The 14351-nt window shown below is 66.9% G+C and carries 11 protein-coding genes; 7 read left to right on the top strand and 4 right to left on the bottom strand.

All coding sequences use genetic code 11. From position 1 onward, the window contains the following. Positions 1-804, top strand: an 804-nt coding sequence (locus AAC997_RS17120; protein WP_340646910.1) for an ornithine cyclodeaminase family protein, incomplete at its 5' end; no start/stop codon positions are given. Here the strand turns inward: AAC997_RS17120 and AAC997_RS17115 are convergent. Together AAC997_RS17115 and AAC997_RS17110 are read right to left on the bottom strand one after the other, a co-directional pair. Beyond that, complete coding sequence (locus AAC997_RS17115) at positions 790-1323, bottom strand: DUF4199 domain-containing protein (protein ID WP_340646909.1); 534 nt, start codon at positions 1321-1323, stop codon at positions 790-792. The genes AAC997_RS17120 and AAC997_RS17115 overlap by 15 nt on opposite strands. Before the next feature lie 95 nt (positions 1324-1418). After that, positions 1419-1832, bottom strand: coding sequence for a response regulator transcription factor (locus AAC997_RS17110; protein ID WP_340646908.1), 414 nt, complete (start codon positions 1830-1832; stop codon positions 1419-1421). A 124-nt stretch (positions 1833-1956) separates the two neighbouring features. Between AAC997_RS17110 and AAC997_RS17105 the strand changes: the two genes are divergently transcribed. The 3 genes from AAC997_RS17105 to AAC997_RS17095 all read left to right on the top strand — a co-directional run bounded on the left by AAC997_RS17105 (position 1957) and on the right by AAC997_RS17095 (position 5115). Then, positions 1957-2349, top strand: a complete 393-nt coding sequence (locus AAC997_RS17105) for a MerR family DNA-binding transcriptional regulator (protein ID WP_340646907.1) — start codon at positions 1957-1959, stop codon at positions 2347-2349. Positions 2350-2489: 140 nt separating this feature from the next. After that, positions 2490-3719: a D-alanyl-D-alanine carboxypeptidase gene (locus tag AAC997_RS17100; protein ID WP_340646906.1), complete on the top strand. Its 1230-nt coding sequence runs from the start codon at positions 2490-2492 to the stop codon at positions 3717-3719. Positions 3720-3825: 106 nt separating this feature from the next. Next, complete coding sequence (locus AAC997_RS17095) at positions 3826-5115, top strand: nucleotide sugar dehydrogenase (protein WP_340646905.1); 1290 nt, start codon at positions 3826-3828, stop codon at positions 5113-5115. Between the two features lie 10 nt (positions 5116-5125). On the opposite strand, the gene AAC997_RS17090 is transcribed toward AAC997_RS17095, so the two are convergent. Both AAC997_RS17090 and AAC997_RS17085 read right to left on the bottom strand, forming a co-directional pair. Further along, complete coding sequence (locus AAC997_RS17090; protein ID WP_340646904.1) at positions 5126-6631, bottom strand: pilus assembly protein TadG-related protein; 1506 nt, start codon at positions 6629-6631, stop codon at positions 5126-5128. A gap of 306 nt (positions 6632-6937) precedes the next feature. Then, a complete protein-coding gene (locus AAC997_RS17085) occupies positions 6938-7549 on the bottom strand; it encodes an arylesterase (RefSeq protein WP_340646903.1) in 612 nt (203 codons plus the stop codon). Between the two features lie 84 nt (positions 7550-7633). On the opposite strand from AAC997_RS17085, the gene AAC997_RS17080 reads away from it, so the two are divergent. The 3 genes from AAC997_RS17080 (at position 7634) to AAC997_RS17070 (ending at position 14331) form a co-directional block, all read left to right on the top strand. Then, positions 7634-8317 carry an ATP-binding cassette domain-containing protein gene (locus tag AAC997_RS17080; RefSeq protein WP_340646911.1) on the top strand — a complete coding sequence of 228 codons (684 nt, stop codon included), beginning with the start codon at positions 7634-7636 and terminating at the stop codon, positions 8315-8317. After that, positions 8314-10833, top strand: a complete 2520-nt coding sequence (locus AAC997_RS17075) for an FtsX-like permease family protein (protein WP_340646902.1) — start codon at positions 8314-8316, stop codon at positions 10831-10833. Before AAC997_RS17080 ends, AAC997_RS17075 begins: the two co-directional genes overlap by 4 nt. 411 nt (positions 10834-11244) lie before the next feature. Then, positions 11245-14331 carry a TonB-dependent receptor gene (locus AAC997_RS17070; protein ID WP_340646901.1) on the top strand — a complete coding sequence of 1029 codons (3087 nt, stop codon included), beginning with the start codon at positions 11245-11247 and terminating at the stop codon, positions 14329-14331. Positions 14332-14351 lie beyond the last annotated feature (20 nt).

Below are 14351 nucleotides of genomic sequence, written 5' to 3'. Positions count from 1 at the left end.
CGGATGTTCGGGATCATGCCCGGCGCGCTCGGGGAGCGGGCGGCCTTCGGCGCAAAGTTGATCAGTATCTTCCCGGAGAACTTCGCCCTGGGCCAAGCGTCGCATCAGGGGGTGGTGGTCCTGTTTGACTCCGACAGCGGTGCGCCGATCTGCGTGGCCCATGCGGGCGAAGTCACCGCCATCCGCACGGCGGCGGCCAGCGCCGTGGCCACCGACGCGCTCGCCCGACCCGATGCAGGGCGTCTCGCCATCCTCGGCTACGGTGAGCAGGCCGAGACCCATCTGCGGGCGTTGCGCCACGTGCGCGATATCGATCACGTCACCGTCTGGGGGCGTTCTCCGGCGCGGGCCGAGGCCTTCGCAACCCGAATGGCCGCCGAGACGGGCCAGCCTGTGGTGGCGTGCGCCGAGGTCGAGAGGGCTGTGGCGCAGGCCGACATCATCTGCACGGTCAGTGGGGCGGAGGAGCCGATCCTGAAGGGCGCCTGGGTGCGGCCCGGGACGCACCTGAATCTGGTTGGCTCCAGCCGCGCCGGGCCTGTCGAGGTCGACGAGGACCTGGTGGCGGTCAGCCGCTTCATCGCCGACAGCCGCGAGGGCGTCCTGGTCCAAGGGGCGGAATTTCTCAGGGCCAAGGCCTCGGGCCGGGTGGGCGACGACCATGTGGTCGGAGAGATCGGCCAGGTGCTGTCGGGCGCCCTTCCGGGCCGTCAGTCGACCGACCAGATCACCGCCTACAAGTCACTCGGTCACATCGTGCAGGACCTGGCCAGTGTGCAGGCTCTGTTCTCAGGCCGGCGGTGACCGCGCCGGGAGAAAGCCCGGCATCCGCAGCAGGCCCGCGCTGACCAGCGCCACAAGCAGGCCCACGGGGAAGATCTCCAGTGCGGTCATCGGCATCCGGTAGAGCGGGTTTTCGTAGGCCTTGGCCATGGCCTCCATCTCGGTCGCCAGCTTGGCGTAGGCAGCGCCTGAGACACCCGCGGCACGTTTGGCCGCCAGGGTCTCGGCGACCATCTCCGGCATGAACCTGTAGTGGGTCAGGGCGAGGTAGATTTCCCACACTGCGACATAGGCCAGCGAAGCCAACGCCGCGATGCCCAGCCCCATGAGGAAGGCGGTGCGGAACTTGATGACGCCGCCCAGCACACCGTCGCGATACTGCTTCACCGCCACCAGGATCGACGACAGGGCCACCAGCATGATGAGGTAGCCCACCACGACGCTGCCGTGCGAGCCGCCCGACATCATGATGCTGGCGAGGATTCCGATGATGGCGACCACGCCTGAGATTAGGCCGTAGGTCAGAATGATGCGGGTCATGTTGACTGTTCCCCAGTTGGACCGCGAGGATGCGCCGGGGTTCAGCTTCCGGCTATGACCCAAAAGGGTGAGATCGCGCGGCTGGTCCCCTTGGCTCAGGGAAGAAGGTGAAGGTCGCGGGCCTTTCGCACCGCCTGGGTGCGGCGGTTGACCTCCAGCTTGGAAAACAGATTTGCGGCGTGGGTCTTCACCGTATTGGGCGAGACACCCAGGGTGCGGGCGATCTCCTTGTTGGACTGGCCGGCGGCGAGCCGCTCGAGCACCTTCACCTCCTGGCGCGTGAGACCGAGAGCGGCCACGGCGGCGGTATTGGGTTCAAAGGGGCTTGGCGCCTTGCGGCTGTTGAGCTTCCAGCCAACCCAGACCCCGCCGGCCGCGAAGGCCACGCCGATCAGCGCGATGTAGATCTCCAAGGAAAAAGCTCGCGCCAGAAAGCGATACTCCAGCCACTGCAGCGCGAAGGCGCCGGCGGCGAGGAGCAAGGCCCAGAGGATGAGCGGACGAACCATGTCGGGATGGTGGGTGATCCCACACGAAGGTCAACATCGAGGCCGTCGCATGGCGTCCTTGGTTGGGGCTGACCCATCCCCACGCATGGACTAAGGTGGCGCCCAGACTTGAGAAAGGCCCGTCATGACCGCAAGCCTGCGCCGTCCCCCGACCTTGCTGACCATCGGCCAGCTGTGCCGCGAATTCGAGGTCACCCCCCGAACCCTGCGGTATTATGAGGAGCAGGGCCTGCTGTCGCCGGAGCGTCGGGAGCAGCAGCGGCTCTATTCCCGCCGCGAGCGCGCACGGCTGCAGCTGATCCTGCGGGGCCGCCGGGTTGGCCTGTCGCTGGCCCAGATCCGGGAAGTGCTGGACCTGCACAATCCAGCCGATCAGGACGCGGCGCAGAACGCTGTGGCCCTGCGCGCCTTCCAGCAGCGGATCGTGGCCCTGGAACAGCAGCGGGAAGAGGTGGTGGGCGCCATCGAAACCCTCGAAGCCGCCTGCGCCCGCCTGGAAGCGCATCTCCAGCACTGAGTCGCGACGTTGAAGCGGCCCGGTCCATTGAAGGGGCCGGCTTTCAGCTTTGGTTTACCTTACCGTCCGATCCTTTGGACGCTCATGCACACAGATCGCCGCGTCGCGGCTGGGACCGCCGGTCGCGGCGGAAATTGCACATGTCAAATACCTCTCGACGCCCGCTCGCCGGGCTTGCGACTCTATTGGTCGCCGCTGTCCTGTTGCTGATCGGCACGGCGCGAGCCGAAGCGGCGAACGCTGTCGATGTGGGGAAATTCGCGGCCGTCGTCATGGACGCCGCGACGGGTGAAGTTCTCTATGAATATGAACCCGACGCGCGACGCTTCCCGGCGTCCCTGACCAAGGTGATGACTCTCTACATGGCGTTCGACGCCCTGGAACACGGGAAGCTGCAGCGGGAGTCCAAGGTGACGATGTCCCGGCACTCCGCGGCTCAGCCCCCTTCCAAGCTCGGCCTTCCCGTGGGCGGGCAGTTGACGGTGGCCCAGGCCATGGATGTCATGGTGGTGAAGTCGGCCAATGACGTGGCCTCCGCCCTGGCCGAAACCCTGGGCGGAAGTGAACGTGCGTTCGCCCGGCAGATGACCGAGCGCGCCCGCGAGCTGGGCATGACCGGAACCCACTTCATGAACGCGTCGGGACTGCCCAATTCCCGCCATGTGAGCACGGCCAGGGATATGGCGATCATGGCGCGGTCATTTCTGCGCGACCATCCGCAGGACTACAGGCTGTTTGACCAGGAGCAGACGGTGTTCCGGGGGCGGACCATCCATGGTCACAACCGGCTGCTGGCCCGTACCGGGGTCGACGGTTTCAAGACGGGTTACACCAACGCCTCGGGCTACAATCTGCTGACGTCCGGGGTGCAGGACGGCCGTCGCATCATCGCCGTGGTTCTAGGTGGCCGGACAGCCCATAGCCGTGACCAGTTGATGCGGGCGTTGATGGGCGCCGGCTTCACAACACTGGCCGTCCGGTATGCGGGGATTGACGTCTCAATGCGACACCTGCTCGGCGTCGCGGACCCCGCCTATGCGGCCGGTCGGCAGTTGGCCGCCGCGCATCGGCCAGCCGCGAGCAAGATTGCCCAGGGAGACCAGGATGTCGCCAAGGCCGCACGGTCGAAGGGGGCTTGGTGGGTTCAGGTGGGCGCCTTCCGGGACAAGAGCCGCGCGCGCTCGCAGCTCGCCGCGCTCGGGCGCCGTCACCCCAAGCGTCTGGGCCAGGCGGCCTACACTCTCGAGCCCTCCGGCAAGCTGTTCCTGGCGCGGTTTGGCGGCTTGACGGATCGCGACGCCACCTCGGCCTGTGAGCTTCTGCGGTCGGAAGGCGCCGACTGTCTGGCCGGCTCGGCGTCGGCCGACTAGCCAGATCAGGGGGGCGGCCCGCCGTCCAATAGGGGCTGCCAGAGGCGCGATCCATGCTAGTCAGGGCCCGCGCGGCGAGGACGCCCGCGATGGCGTCGAGACGAGCATGCTTGAGAGTCCCTTCACCCAGTCGCCGGTGAAAATCGGCGTGATCGGACTGGGCTATGTCGGCCTGCCCCTAGCCGTGGCCCTGGCGGAGCATTATCCGGTCGTGGGGTTCGATATCGGCGGCGAGCGGATCGCCGAGCTGAAGTCCGGCCATGACCGCACACTCGAGGTCGACTCCGAGGAGCTGGCGGCGGCAAGCCGGCTCTCCTTCTCCCTCGATGAGGCGGACCTGAAGACCTGCAACGTCTTCATCGTCACGGTCCCGACCCCGATCGACCGGCACAAAAGACCTGACATCTCGGCCCTGCTGGCCGCCAGCCGCACCGTGGGGCGGGTGATCTCCAGGGGCGGTGTGGTGATCTATGAATCCACCGTCTATCCGGGCGCGACCGAAGAGGACTGCGTGCCGGTGGTGGAGCAGGTCTCGGGCCTGAGCTTCAACGCCGACTTCTTCGCCGGGTACAGCCCCGAGCGCGCCAATCCCGGCGACCGGGCGCACCGGCTCTCCTCCATCATCAAGGTGACGTCCGGCTCGACGCCGGCGGTGGCGGCCTTCGTCGACGCCCTCTACGGCGCCGTGGTGACGGCGGGCACCCACCTGGCGAGTTCGATCCGGGTCGCCGAGGCCGCCAAGGTGATCGAGAACACCCAGCGCGACTTGAACATCGCGCTGATCAACGAGTTCTCCCTGATCTTCAACCGCCTGGGGATCGATACCCAGGAGGTTCTGGCCGCGGCCGGCACCAAGTGGAACTTCCTGAAGTTCCAGCCGGGCCTGGTGGGCGGCCACTGTATCGGGGTCGATCCCTACTACCTGACGCACAAGGCCCAGGACGCCGGCTACGACCCGCAGGTGATCCTGGCCGGGCGGCGGATCAATGACGGCATGGGCGCCTATATCGCCCAGAGTCTGATCAAGACCATGATCCAGCGCGACACCAAGGTGCGCGGGGCCCGGGTGCTGGTGATGGGCCTGACCTTCAAGGAAAACTGCCCCGACCTGCGCAACACCCGAGTGATCGATATCGTCCGTGAACTGGCTGACTACGATGTCAGCGTCGACGTCCACGACCCCTGGGTCGACGCTGACGAGACCCATGCCGAATACGGCGTCCGACCGGTCGCCGACCTTGCCAAGGGCGCCTATGACGCCATCGTCGTGGCGGTGGCCCATTCCGTCTTCCTGGAGATGGGCCTGCCGGCCATCCGGGCGCTCGGAAAGGTGGGCGCGGTGCTCTACGACGTGAAGTCGGTCTTCCCCAAGGGCGAGGCTGACCTGCGGCTCTAGGGTCGGCCGTTCACCGGGTGAGGCGCAGATTGTCGATGGAGCCTGCGATGGAGTCGAAAGCCGCCGACAGGTCCGCGACGTCCTGCACGTCATAGAACTTGTCGGGGCTTGAGGCGCAGTCTTCCAAGAGGGAGGATTCGCCGCTGCGGACCTCCACCCGGACGGTGTAGACCACGATGTCCTTGGCCTTGACGTTGTCGCAGAGCAGGGCGAGCCGGTCGTCCATCCGATTGGTTCGTGTGCCGGAGTTGGCGCTGGTGACCCCCAACAGGCCCTGCCAGATATAGCCCAGGCCGCTGTAGTAGGACTTGTTCTGCTCCCAACCGGACGATGGATCACCCATGGTGTTCACGCCGTCTGTCATCAGGATGATGATCTTGCGCACGTGCGGCGTCGAATAGGGCGTGCCGTCGGCGAAGGGCGCGTTTGGCGAGAGCATCCGCCACCCCCAGGCCATGCCGAGCGGAATATTGGTGTCGCCCACCGCGGTCATGTCGTCGATCGCCGACTTGATGCTGGCGCTGCTGGTGGTGAGCCGCACGATGGGTTGAAGCCCGCAACCCGCATTTGGGCCGTATTCGTATCCCGACCTGAAGCTGCCGCTGCGCGGGGACTTCTTGTACTTGGCGGCGTTCAGCTCACGCACGCTCCAGCTGGAACTGGAGGTCGCATCATCGAGATAGTCGTTGGGATAACCCGAAAACCCATCATTGGCGTCCGGCTCATCTGGCCAGAAATACGGGACAAATCTTGTCGCCGGGGTTGACGTGGTTGGCGCGGTCTCCTGGACATCATAGGGCTGCCGACGCGCCTCGACGCAGCCCTCCCAGGGCTCGCCCATGGCCTTGAGCAAGGCCATGCGATCACTCTGGGTGTTGAAGATGTCCTTTCCCGCCGCAACGTGGGCTTTGCCTTCGGGGTCGATCCAGGTGGGGATGCCGGGGCCGCTGTGAGTGTTGGCCTTGTACTTCTTGACGCTGGTGGTGTCCTGGACCCTGACGGTCATGGAGAAGGGCACCAGGGACATCTTCAGCGGATCTGCTTGCGGACTTCTCGCGGCGGCGACTTCAAGTTTGTCGACAAGGTCCTTGGCGGAGGTCTTCAAGGTCGCGAGCTTCTTGCCGGACATGGAGCCGGTGTTGTCCAGCACCAGCGCGAGTTCCAGCCGGTCCAGGGAGCGGACGACTTCCGACGTCGCGCGCAGGTTCTCGTGGGGCCACAGTCCGGCGGCGAGAGCGGGCATCTCCACTTCAGCGTGGGCCACCACGGTGTCGCCCTGCAGCGCAAAGGTCGAGGCCACGATCGTGGCGCTGTTGGGCAGCGAAAGGTTGGCCAGGAGCGCCGCGTCGCCGACCGCGTCGACGGCCGCCGATGTCTTCCCGGGCGAGCGGGCGGCGAAGAGGGCGGCGGCGTCCAGAGCGTCCTGCAGGCGTGTGCGTTGAGTGGACGCCAAGTAGATGTCGAACACGCCCAACATCAGGGGGGCCAGGAGCGCCAATGTGACGGCGAATATCACCGCTGACACGCCTCGATCGTCTTTGATCGCAGCTCTCAGAGCTGGCCTGAAGGCGCGGCGTGGCCTGGCGCATCGTGCCGGTGGGCCGCTCGTAGAGCTGACAACTGGACGACGCCGCCCCGAAACCTCAAATTTCCACATGGGTAGAGGGTTCAGCCTTTGGCCTAACGAAAGGCTAAGGCCGGCCACATCGGGGGGTGATCGGGACCAGGCAGTTGTCGCAATCTCTTGATTTCAAAAGAATATCAGAGGCTTCAGGCTGCGAACACATTCTCGGCGCCCCGGGGGGCGATCTCTCACACGGCCCTAGGCAAGCGCCTTGGCCACCGCTGGCGCCAGTCGTTGGGCGATCAGGGCCGCGCCCTGGGCGTTGGGGTGGATGCCGTCGCGCTGGTTCAGCCTGGTGAGGCCCGACACGCCCGCCAGCAGGTTGGGATAGAAGGCGACACCCTGCGCCTTGGCCACGGCGGGGAAGACGGCGTTGAACTCCCGCGCATACCCGCCGCCGATGGCCGGAGGGGCCGCGAGACCCGCCAGCAGCACCCTGATCTTCCGAGCCTTCAGCCGCTTCACGATAGCGTCCAGATTGGCCTTGGTGGTTCCGGGTTTCAGACCCTGCAGCAGGTCGTTGCCGCCCAGGGCCACGATGCAGAGGCGGGTGTCCTTCTGCACGCTGAAGTCCACGCGGGCCAGGCCGCCGGCCGTGGTGTCGCCGGAAACGCCGGCGGGTCGGATGACCGCGCTCTTGCCCAGTTTGGCGAGCTCGGCCTGAAGCCGGGCCGGGAAGGCGACCGAGGCCGGCAGCCCGAACCCGGCGGTGATTGAGTCCCCAAGAATAGTCACGACGGGCCGGCCCGCGGCGAGCGCGGGGAGGGGCGTGGCCAGGACGGCGGCGATCAAGTGGCGGCGGGTCAGCATGGAGCAGGTGTATCGATCATGAGTCTGTCCTATTTAAGGGCTCAGCATCACAGCTCAATGGAAGCAGGACCCCACTTGGCGCAGATGACGCAGGCCGGCGCGCCGGTGGAACTGGACGGCGTGTCTCTCAGCCTGCCTTCGGCGGCGGGCCCGGTGGAGATTCTGCGCGACCTGACGTTCCGGGTGTCCCCCGGTGAGCGGGTGGCGGTGACCGGCCCCTCGGGCTCGGGCAAGTCCTCTTTGATCTCGGTGGCGGCGGGGCTGGAACTGCCAACGGCTGGAACCGTGCGGCTGTTTGGGCAGGACCTGGCCAAGCTGGACGAGGACGGCCGCGCCCGTCTGCGCCGGGGCAAGGTGTCCCTGGTGTTTCAGTCCTTCCACCTGCTGCCCAACATGACGGCGGCCGAGAATATCGCCGCGCCCCTGGAGATCGCCGGACGTCGCGACGCCGCCGAGCTGGCGCGGTCCTGGCTGGACAGGGTGGGCCTGGCCGCGCGGGGCCGCCACTATCCGCACCAGCTTTCCGGTGGAGAGCAGCAACGCATCGCCTTGGCGCGCGCGCTCGCGCCGCGGCCCGCCTTGCTGTTCGCCGACGAGCCCACGGGAAATCTCGACGCCGCCAACGCGGCCCTGGTGGCTGACCTGATGTTCGATCTGGTGATCGAGACCGGCGCGGCCCTGGTGCTGGTGACCCATGATCCGGTCCTGGCCCAGCGGGCCGACCGGCAGGTTGTGCTAGGGGACGGTCGGACGGTCACCGCGCCATGAGCCCGCTGGCCTGGAGGTTCGCCGTGCGCGAGCTGCGCGGCGGGGTGCGGGGCTTCCGCATCTTCCTGGCCTGCCTGGCCCTGGGGGTGGCGGCGATCGCCGCGGCGGGTTCGACGGCCGAGGCGTTCCGGCAAGGGCTGGCTGGTCAGGCCCGCGAAATCCTTGGCGGCGACCTGGCTGCGACCCTCGAGCAGCGCCGCTTCACGCCCGCCGAGCGGGCGGCGATGTCGAGGATCGGCGAGGTATCCCTCGCGGTCAGCGCGCGGGCCATGGCCGAGGCGCCGTCGGGTGAGCGACGCCTGGTGGAACTGCGGGGTGTCAGCGGCGCCTATCCCTTGGCAGGCAAGGTCGAACTGCTGGGCGCGTCGTCCCTTGCCGAGGCCCTTCGTCCCACGGGCGGCGTCCCGGGGGCCGCGGTGGAACAGGCGCTGCTGGATCGGCTGGGCTTGAGGCTGGGCGACCAGATGCTGGTCGGCAATAGCCCGATGATCGCCCGAGCCGTGCTGGTTCAGGAGCCAGACCGCCTTTCGCGAGGGTTCGCCCTTGGTCCTCGCGTGCTCACCGCCCTGTCAGTGGTGGAGGCGGGCGGCTTCCTGGAGCCGGGCCTGCCGTTCGGCGAAACCGCGCGGATCGCCCTGCCGCCCGACGAGGAGACCGCGCCCGCCGCCAAGATTCTGCGCTCGGCGCTAAAGGGGGCGCAGGCCCGTGTCCGCGAACGGGACGAAGCCGCACCGGGCGTGCGGCGCTTGATCGAGCAGCTGGAGTACTTCCTGGGATTCATCGGCCTGGCCTCCCTGGTGGCCGGCGGCCTGGGGGTGCATGGCGCGGTTTCGGCCTTCCTGGAACAGCGCAAGCCGGTGATCGCGGTGCTGAAGGCCCTGGGCGCCGATGGACCGCTGGTGCGAAATCTCTATCTGATCCAGATCGGAGCCCTGGCGGTGTTGGGCGTCGCCATCGGGCTGGCGGTCGGCGCCGCCGCGCCCCTGGTCCTGGGGGCGTTGATCGCCGATGACCTGCCGATTCCGGCCCTGTTCGGCGTCTACCCGGTGCCCCTCTTGAAGGCAGGCGCCTTTGGACTGTTGTCGGCGGCGGCCTTCGCCTTGGGTCCGCTGGCTCGCGCCCGGCTGACCTCGCCCGCGACGCTTTTCCGCCACGACCTGCCCCCCCGGTTCGCCTGGGGCGTGGAGATCGTCGGAGCCGGTCTGGCCGCCTGTGCGCTCGCCGCCCTGGCGGTGGCGACCGCGCCGACGCCCCTGGCGGCGGGGATCATGATCGCCGGAGTGGTGGCCGCCTTCGGCATCCTCTGGGGCCTTGGTCTCGGCGGCGCCTGGCTGGCGGGCCGCGCCCGGATCGGGACGAGGGGAGCGCTACGGATCGCCCTGGCCAGCCTGGCGGGACCGCGCTCGGCGGCCCGCACCGCCGCGCCGGCCATCGGTCTGGGGGTCGCCCTGCTGGCCTCCGTGGTGCTGATACAGTCCAGCTTGCTGCGGCAAGTGGCGGAGGTGGCGCCTCGAACCGCGCCGGCCCTGGTGTTCACAGAGATTCCGGGCGAGCGGGTCGCGGCCTTCGACACCGCCCTGAGCAAGGCCTTCGGGGTTCCGCTGACCGCCGACATCTATCTGCGCGCGCCCTTCGCCACCGGAAGGATCAGCCAGATCAGGGGCAAGCCGGTGGTGACCAGCCAGATCGCGGCCTCCGAGCGCTGGGCCTATGACAATGACATCTCGCTCTCGGCGATCGGCGCGGAGCCGCCGGCCGCCGGGATCGTCGTGGGAGAATGGTGGCCCGCCGACTATGCCGGGCCGCCACTGCTGGCCATGGAGGCCGACGTCGCCAAGGCCGGAGACCTGAACCTGGGCGACCGCGTCACCTTGTCGGTGCTGGGCCGCGACATCGAGGCGAAGATCGCCGTGCTTCGAAAGGTCGACTTCGGTGGCTTCGGGGCCAGCTTCCCCTTGGTTCTGGATCCTGGCGCGCTTGCGGGCGCCAACCTGCGCCATGTCGCGATCGCCAAGGCCAGCAAGGCGCAGGAGGCCAAGGCCACCCGGGCCCTGGGCGACGACTTCGCCGAGGTCAACGTGATCTCCGTGCGTGAACAGCTTGAGGCGGCCACGGAGTTGTTCGGCAGACTGGCGCTGGCCATCCGCGGCGCGGCCGGTGTCGCGGCTCTGGCCGGGCTCCTGGTGCTGGCCGGCGCTATCGCCGCGGGCGCGCAGTCACGGATGCGGGAGGCCGCGATCCTCAAGGTGCTGGGCGCTTCACGCGGCCAGATTCTCGGCGTCTACGTTCTGGAGTACGGCGCGGTGGGCGTGGTGGCCGGGGCGGCGGGAGTCGCCTTGGGCTGCGCGGCGGCCTGGCCGGTGGTCACCCTGGTCTTCCACGCTCATTGGAGCGTCGACTGGACAGGGATCGCGGCCCTGGTGGGTGGGGCGGCCCTGCTGGCGGCGCTGGGCGGGCTAGCCGCCTCGCTGCAGGCGCTTTCGCGCCGTCCCGCGCCGGCCCTGCGTAGCGAGTAGGCTCGGCCAGGCGAGCCGTCATCAGGGTCAACGCGCTGCCTGGTGGCGTTTTGGGCCCTGGAAGCTTTCTGGGATTGCATGAAATCCTGTCCGGCCGAGCCCCCGTCACGCTACGCAATGTGACGCTACGGAGGGGTAGCGCGCGCCCTCCCAAGGGAGAAGCCGCCCCTTTGAGTTGCGCCCCATGCAGGGAAACCCAGGCAAATTTCGCTCTCGGATGCCGAAGACACGGGGCGGGGCGTGGCGATAATGTGACAGAACGGGGTCAAAGGCATGTGCGGAAGGTTTCCACGATTGACCCCGTAACATCCGAGACGCCTTAGTCACGGTAGTGGGATTTTTCGAAATCCGATTCTGGGGAGCGTGCCTCGAAGGTCGCTTGGGCCTGTCGAGCCGCTGGAGGACTTTATCTTGAAAGCTGACTCAATGCGGTCGCGCCTGCTGGCGTCGACCATGATCTGCGGTGCGGCCTTCGCCGCCGCCAGCGCGGCCTACGCGCAAGCAAACGAAGTGACCGAAGTCGTCGTCACCGGTTCGCGGATTGTCCGTCAGGACTACGTGGCCAACAGCCCGATCTCGACCGTGACCGGCGAGCAGGCGGTGGCGAATGCGGACATCACGCTCGACACCTATCTGAACACCCTGCCGCAGGTGAACCCGTCCGGAACCACCACCTCCAACAACCCCGGCAACGGTGGTCAGTCCAACATCGACCTTCGTGGTCTGGGCGCGAACCGTAACGTGGTGCTGGTCGACGGTCGTCGTCCGATGGTGTCGGCCAACAACCTCACGGTCGACCTGAACACCATTCCGCAGGCCCTGATCGAAAGCATCGAAGTCATCACCGGCGGCGCCGGTGCGGCCTACGGCGCCGACGCCATCGCCGGCGCGGTCAACGTCAAGCTGAAGCGCAATTTCGAAGGCGTCGATATGCGCGCCAACTACTCCAACAGCACCGAGTTCTGGGATGCTGAAGAGTACCAACTGTCGGCCGCCATCGGTGGCAACTTCGCCGACGGCAAGGGCAACGCGGTGTTCGGCTTCGACCGCTCCTATCGTCAAGCGATGATCAAGTCGCAGCGTGCGTTCTCGCAGAACGCCACCTCGACCACCTCCTTCCTCCCGGAAGGTAACCTGTTCTGGACCTCGTCCAACGCCCCGACCAAAGCGGCCCTGGACGGCATCTTCGGCACCTACGGCGTCACTCCGGCCCAGATCAGCCTGCAGTCGGGCACCCTCGGCTTCAACAAGGATGGCTCGCTGTTCTACCGGGGCGTTTTCAACAGCCCCCTGGACGCGCAGCACTATACCGGCCCGATCGACGGCACAGTGAACCAGGCCCTTTACCCTGACCTGTACAGCTACAACTTCGACTTTGTGAACATCCTGACCCTGCCGCTCGACCGGTACTCCTTCATGACGAAGGTGAACTACGAGCTGGACAACGGCATCGAGTTCTTCGCCTCGGCCGGCTGGACGGAATACACCGCCGCCACCGCCCTGGCTCCGACTCCGTTCCCGACGGTCAACACCCGCAACGCCAGCACCGCCCGCACCCAGGACGTGGTTTCCAGCCTGGTGAACCCGGGCCAACAAGTCGCCCAGCAGCTGGTGATCCCGGTCACCAACCCCTTCATCTCGGCCGATTTGCGCACCCTGCTGAACTCGCGGACGGGTGATGACCCGGTCTTGGCCGGCGCCGGCGCCACCGAGCCCTTCAGGTTGCGCCAGCGCACCCTGGACCTCGGCCTGCGTCAGTCCAACTACGAGAACACCGTCATCCAGTTCATGGCCGGCGTTAAGGGCCCGGTGGGCGACACCGGCTTCAACTTCGAGTTCTCGGTCAGCGAAGGTCGCACCGAGATCGATCAGACGCAGACCGGGAACCTCAACACCCAGCGTATGCAGACCCTGATCGAAGCGGCCGACGGCGGCGCCAGCATCTGCGCCGGCGGCTTCAACATCTTTGGCCGTCAGCCTATCTCGGCCGCCTGCCGCACCTACCTGGCGTCCTCGACCACTCTGTCCACGGCGATGACCACCCAGATCGCCCAGGGCTTCGTGACCGGTAAGATCGCTGAGCTCCCGGCTGGTGATGTCGCCATCGTGCTCGGCGCCGAGTATCGCGGCTTCGAATACGACTTCGATCCGGGTTCGGCCTCGGGCCCGATCTCGGGCTTCAACACCCAGAACCCCGACCGCGGCACCAACTCGTTCAAGGACTATTTCGGCGAAATGGCCATTCCGCTGGTCAAGGACCAGGCCCTCATCAAGAGCCTGGAACTTAACCTCGGCGCTCGCTACTCCTTGAACGAATTCGCCGACAAGATCGCCGGCGACAAAGTCGAACTGGACGGCGTCTGGGCCTACAAGGCCGAGCTGAACTGGGAGGTCAACGACCTCTTGCGGGCTCGCGCTTCGTACCAGCGCTCCGTCCGCGCCCCGAACTTCTCGGAGCTGTTCGCGGGTGGGGGCAGCGCCCCTCAGTACTTCGATCCCTGCTCGCGGACGAGCCAGGCCCGGGCCGGCGCCACTGGCGCTCAGGTCACGGCGCTTTGCCAGACCGCTGGCTTCAACGGCGGCGTGAGCGCGGGCTCCATCGCCACCTTCGTCCAGACCCCGGGTTCGCAGATCGGTGTGGACCTGCTGGGTAACAAGGCCCTGAAGCCGGAAGAAGGCACCACCTTCACCGCCGGCCTGGTCTGGAAGTCTCCGTGGGAAAACCAGTGGCTGTCGCGCCTGCAAGGTTCGATTGACTACTACAATATCAAGATCGACGACGCGATCCTGACCCCGACCCCGAACCAGATCGTGGCCGCCTGCTACAACTACTATGGCACCAACCCGACCTACAGCCCTGCCAACACCAACTGCGATGGCATCCTGCGGGTCGGTGCGGACATCCTCTGGGTGTACAATCCCAACAACGGCTACAACGAGTTCACCGCCTCCAACGGCGGCCACCAGAAGACGTCGGGCATCGACATCCAGTTCGATTACGGCTTCGACCTGGAATGGCTCGGCGCTCCGTCGACCTGGGGTTCGGTTCGCATCGGTGCGGTCCTCACCCACGTGATCGAGTTCAAACAGCAGGACCCGATCTCCGGCGTGCCGGAACTCGACTTCGCTGGCACCGTTTCCTACTTCGGCGCTGGCCTCGGCACGAGCTTCCCGGACTGGAAGGCGACCATCAACACCAACTGGACCGTCGGTGACTTCAAGTTCGACGCCCGCGCCCGCTACATCGCGGCGATGGAAAACCGTCTGAACGTCGAGTTCCCGGGTGAAACGCAATTCACCGGTCCGGACGCTGTCTGGTACCTCGACCTGGCCGGCACCTACGCGCTGTCGGACAACGTCGAGTTCCGCCTGGGCGTGAACAACGTCTTCAACAAGGAAGCCGAAACCTACGCGCCGAACGTGCAATCGGGCACCGATCCGTCGACCTACGACGTTGTCGGCCGCCGGGTGTTTGGTGGCATCAAGCTGCGCTTCTAAGCCCAGTCTGAGCTAAAGAA

It is taken from the genome of Phenylobacterium sp., assembly GCF_037968635.1.
Lineage (GTDB): Bacteria > Pseudomonadota > Alphaproteobacteria > Caulobacterales > Caulobacteraceae > Phenylobacterium.
This window is presented reverse-complemented; position numbering and strand designations above follow the sequence as displayed.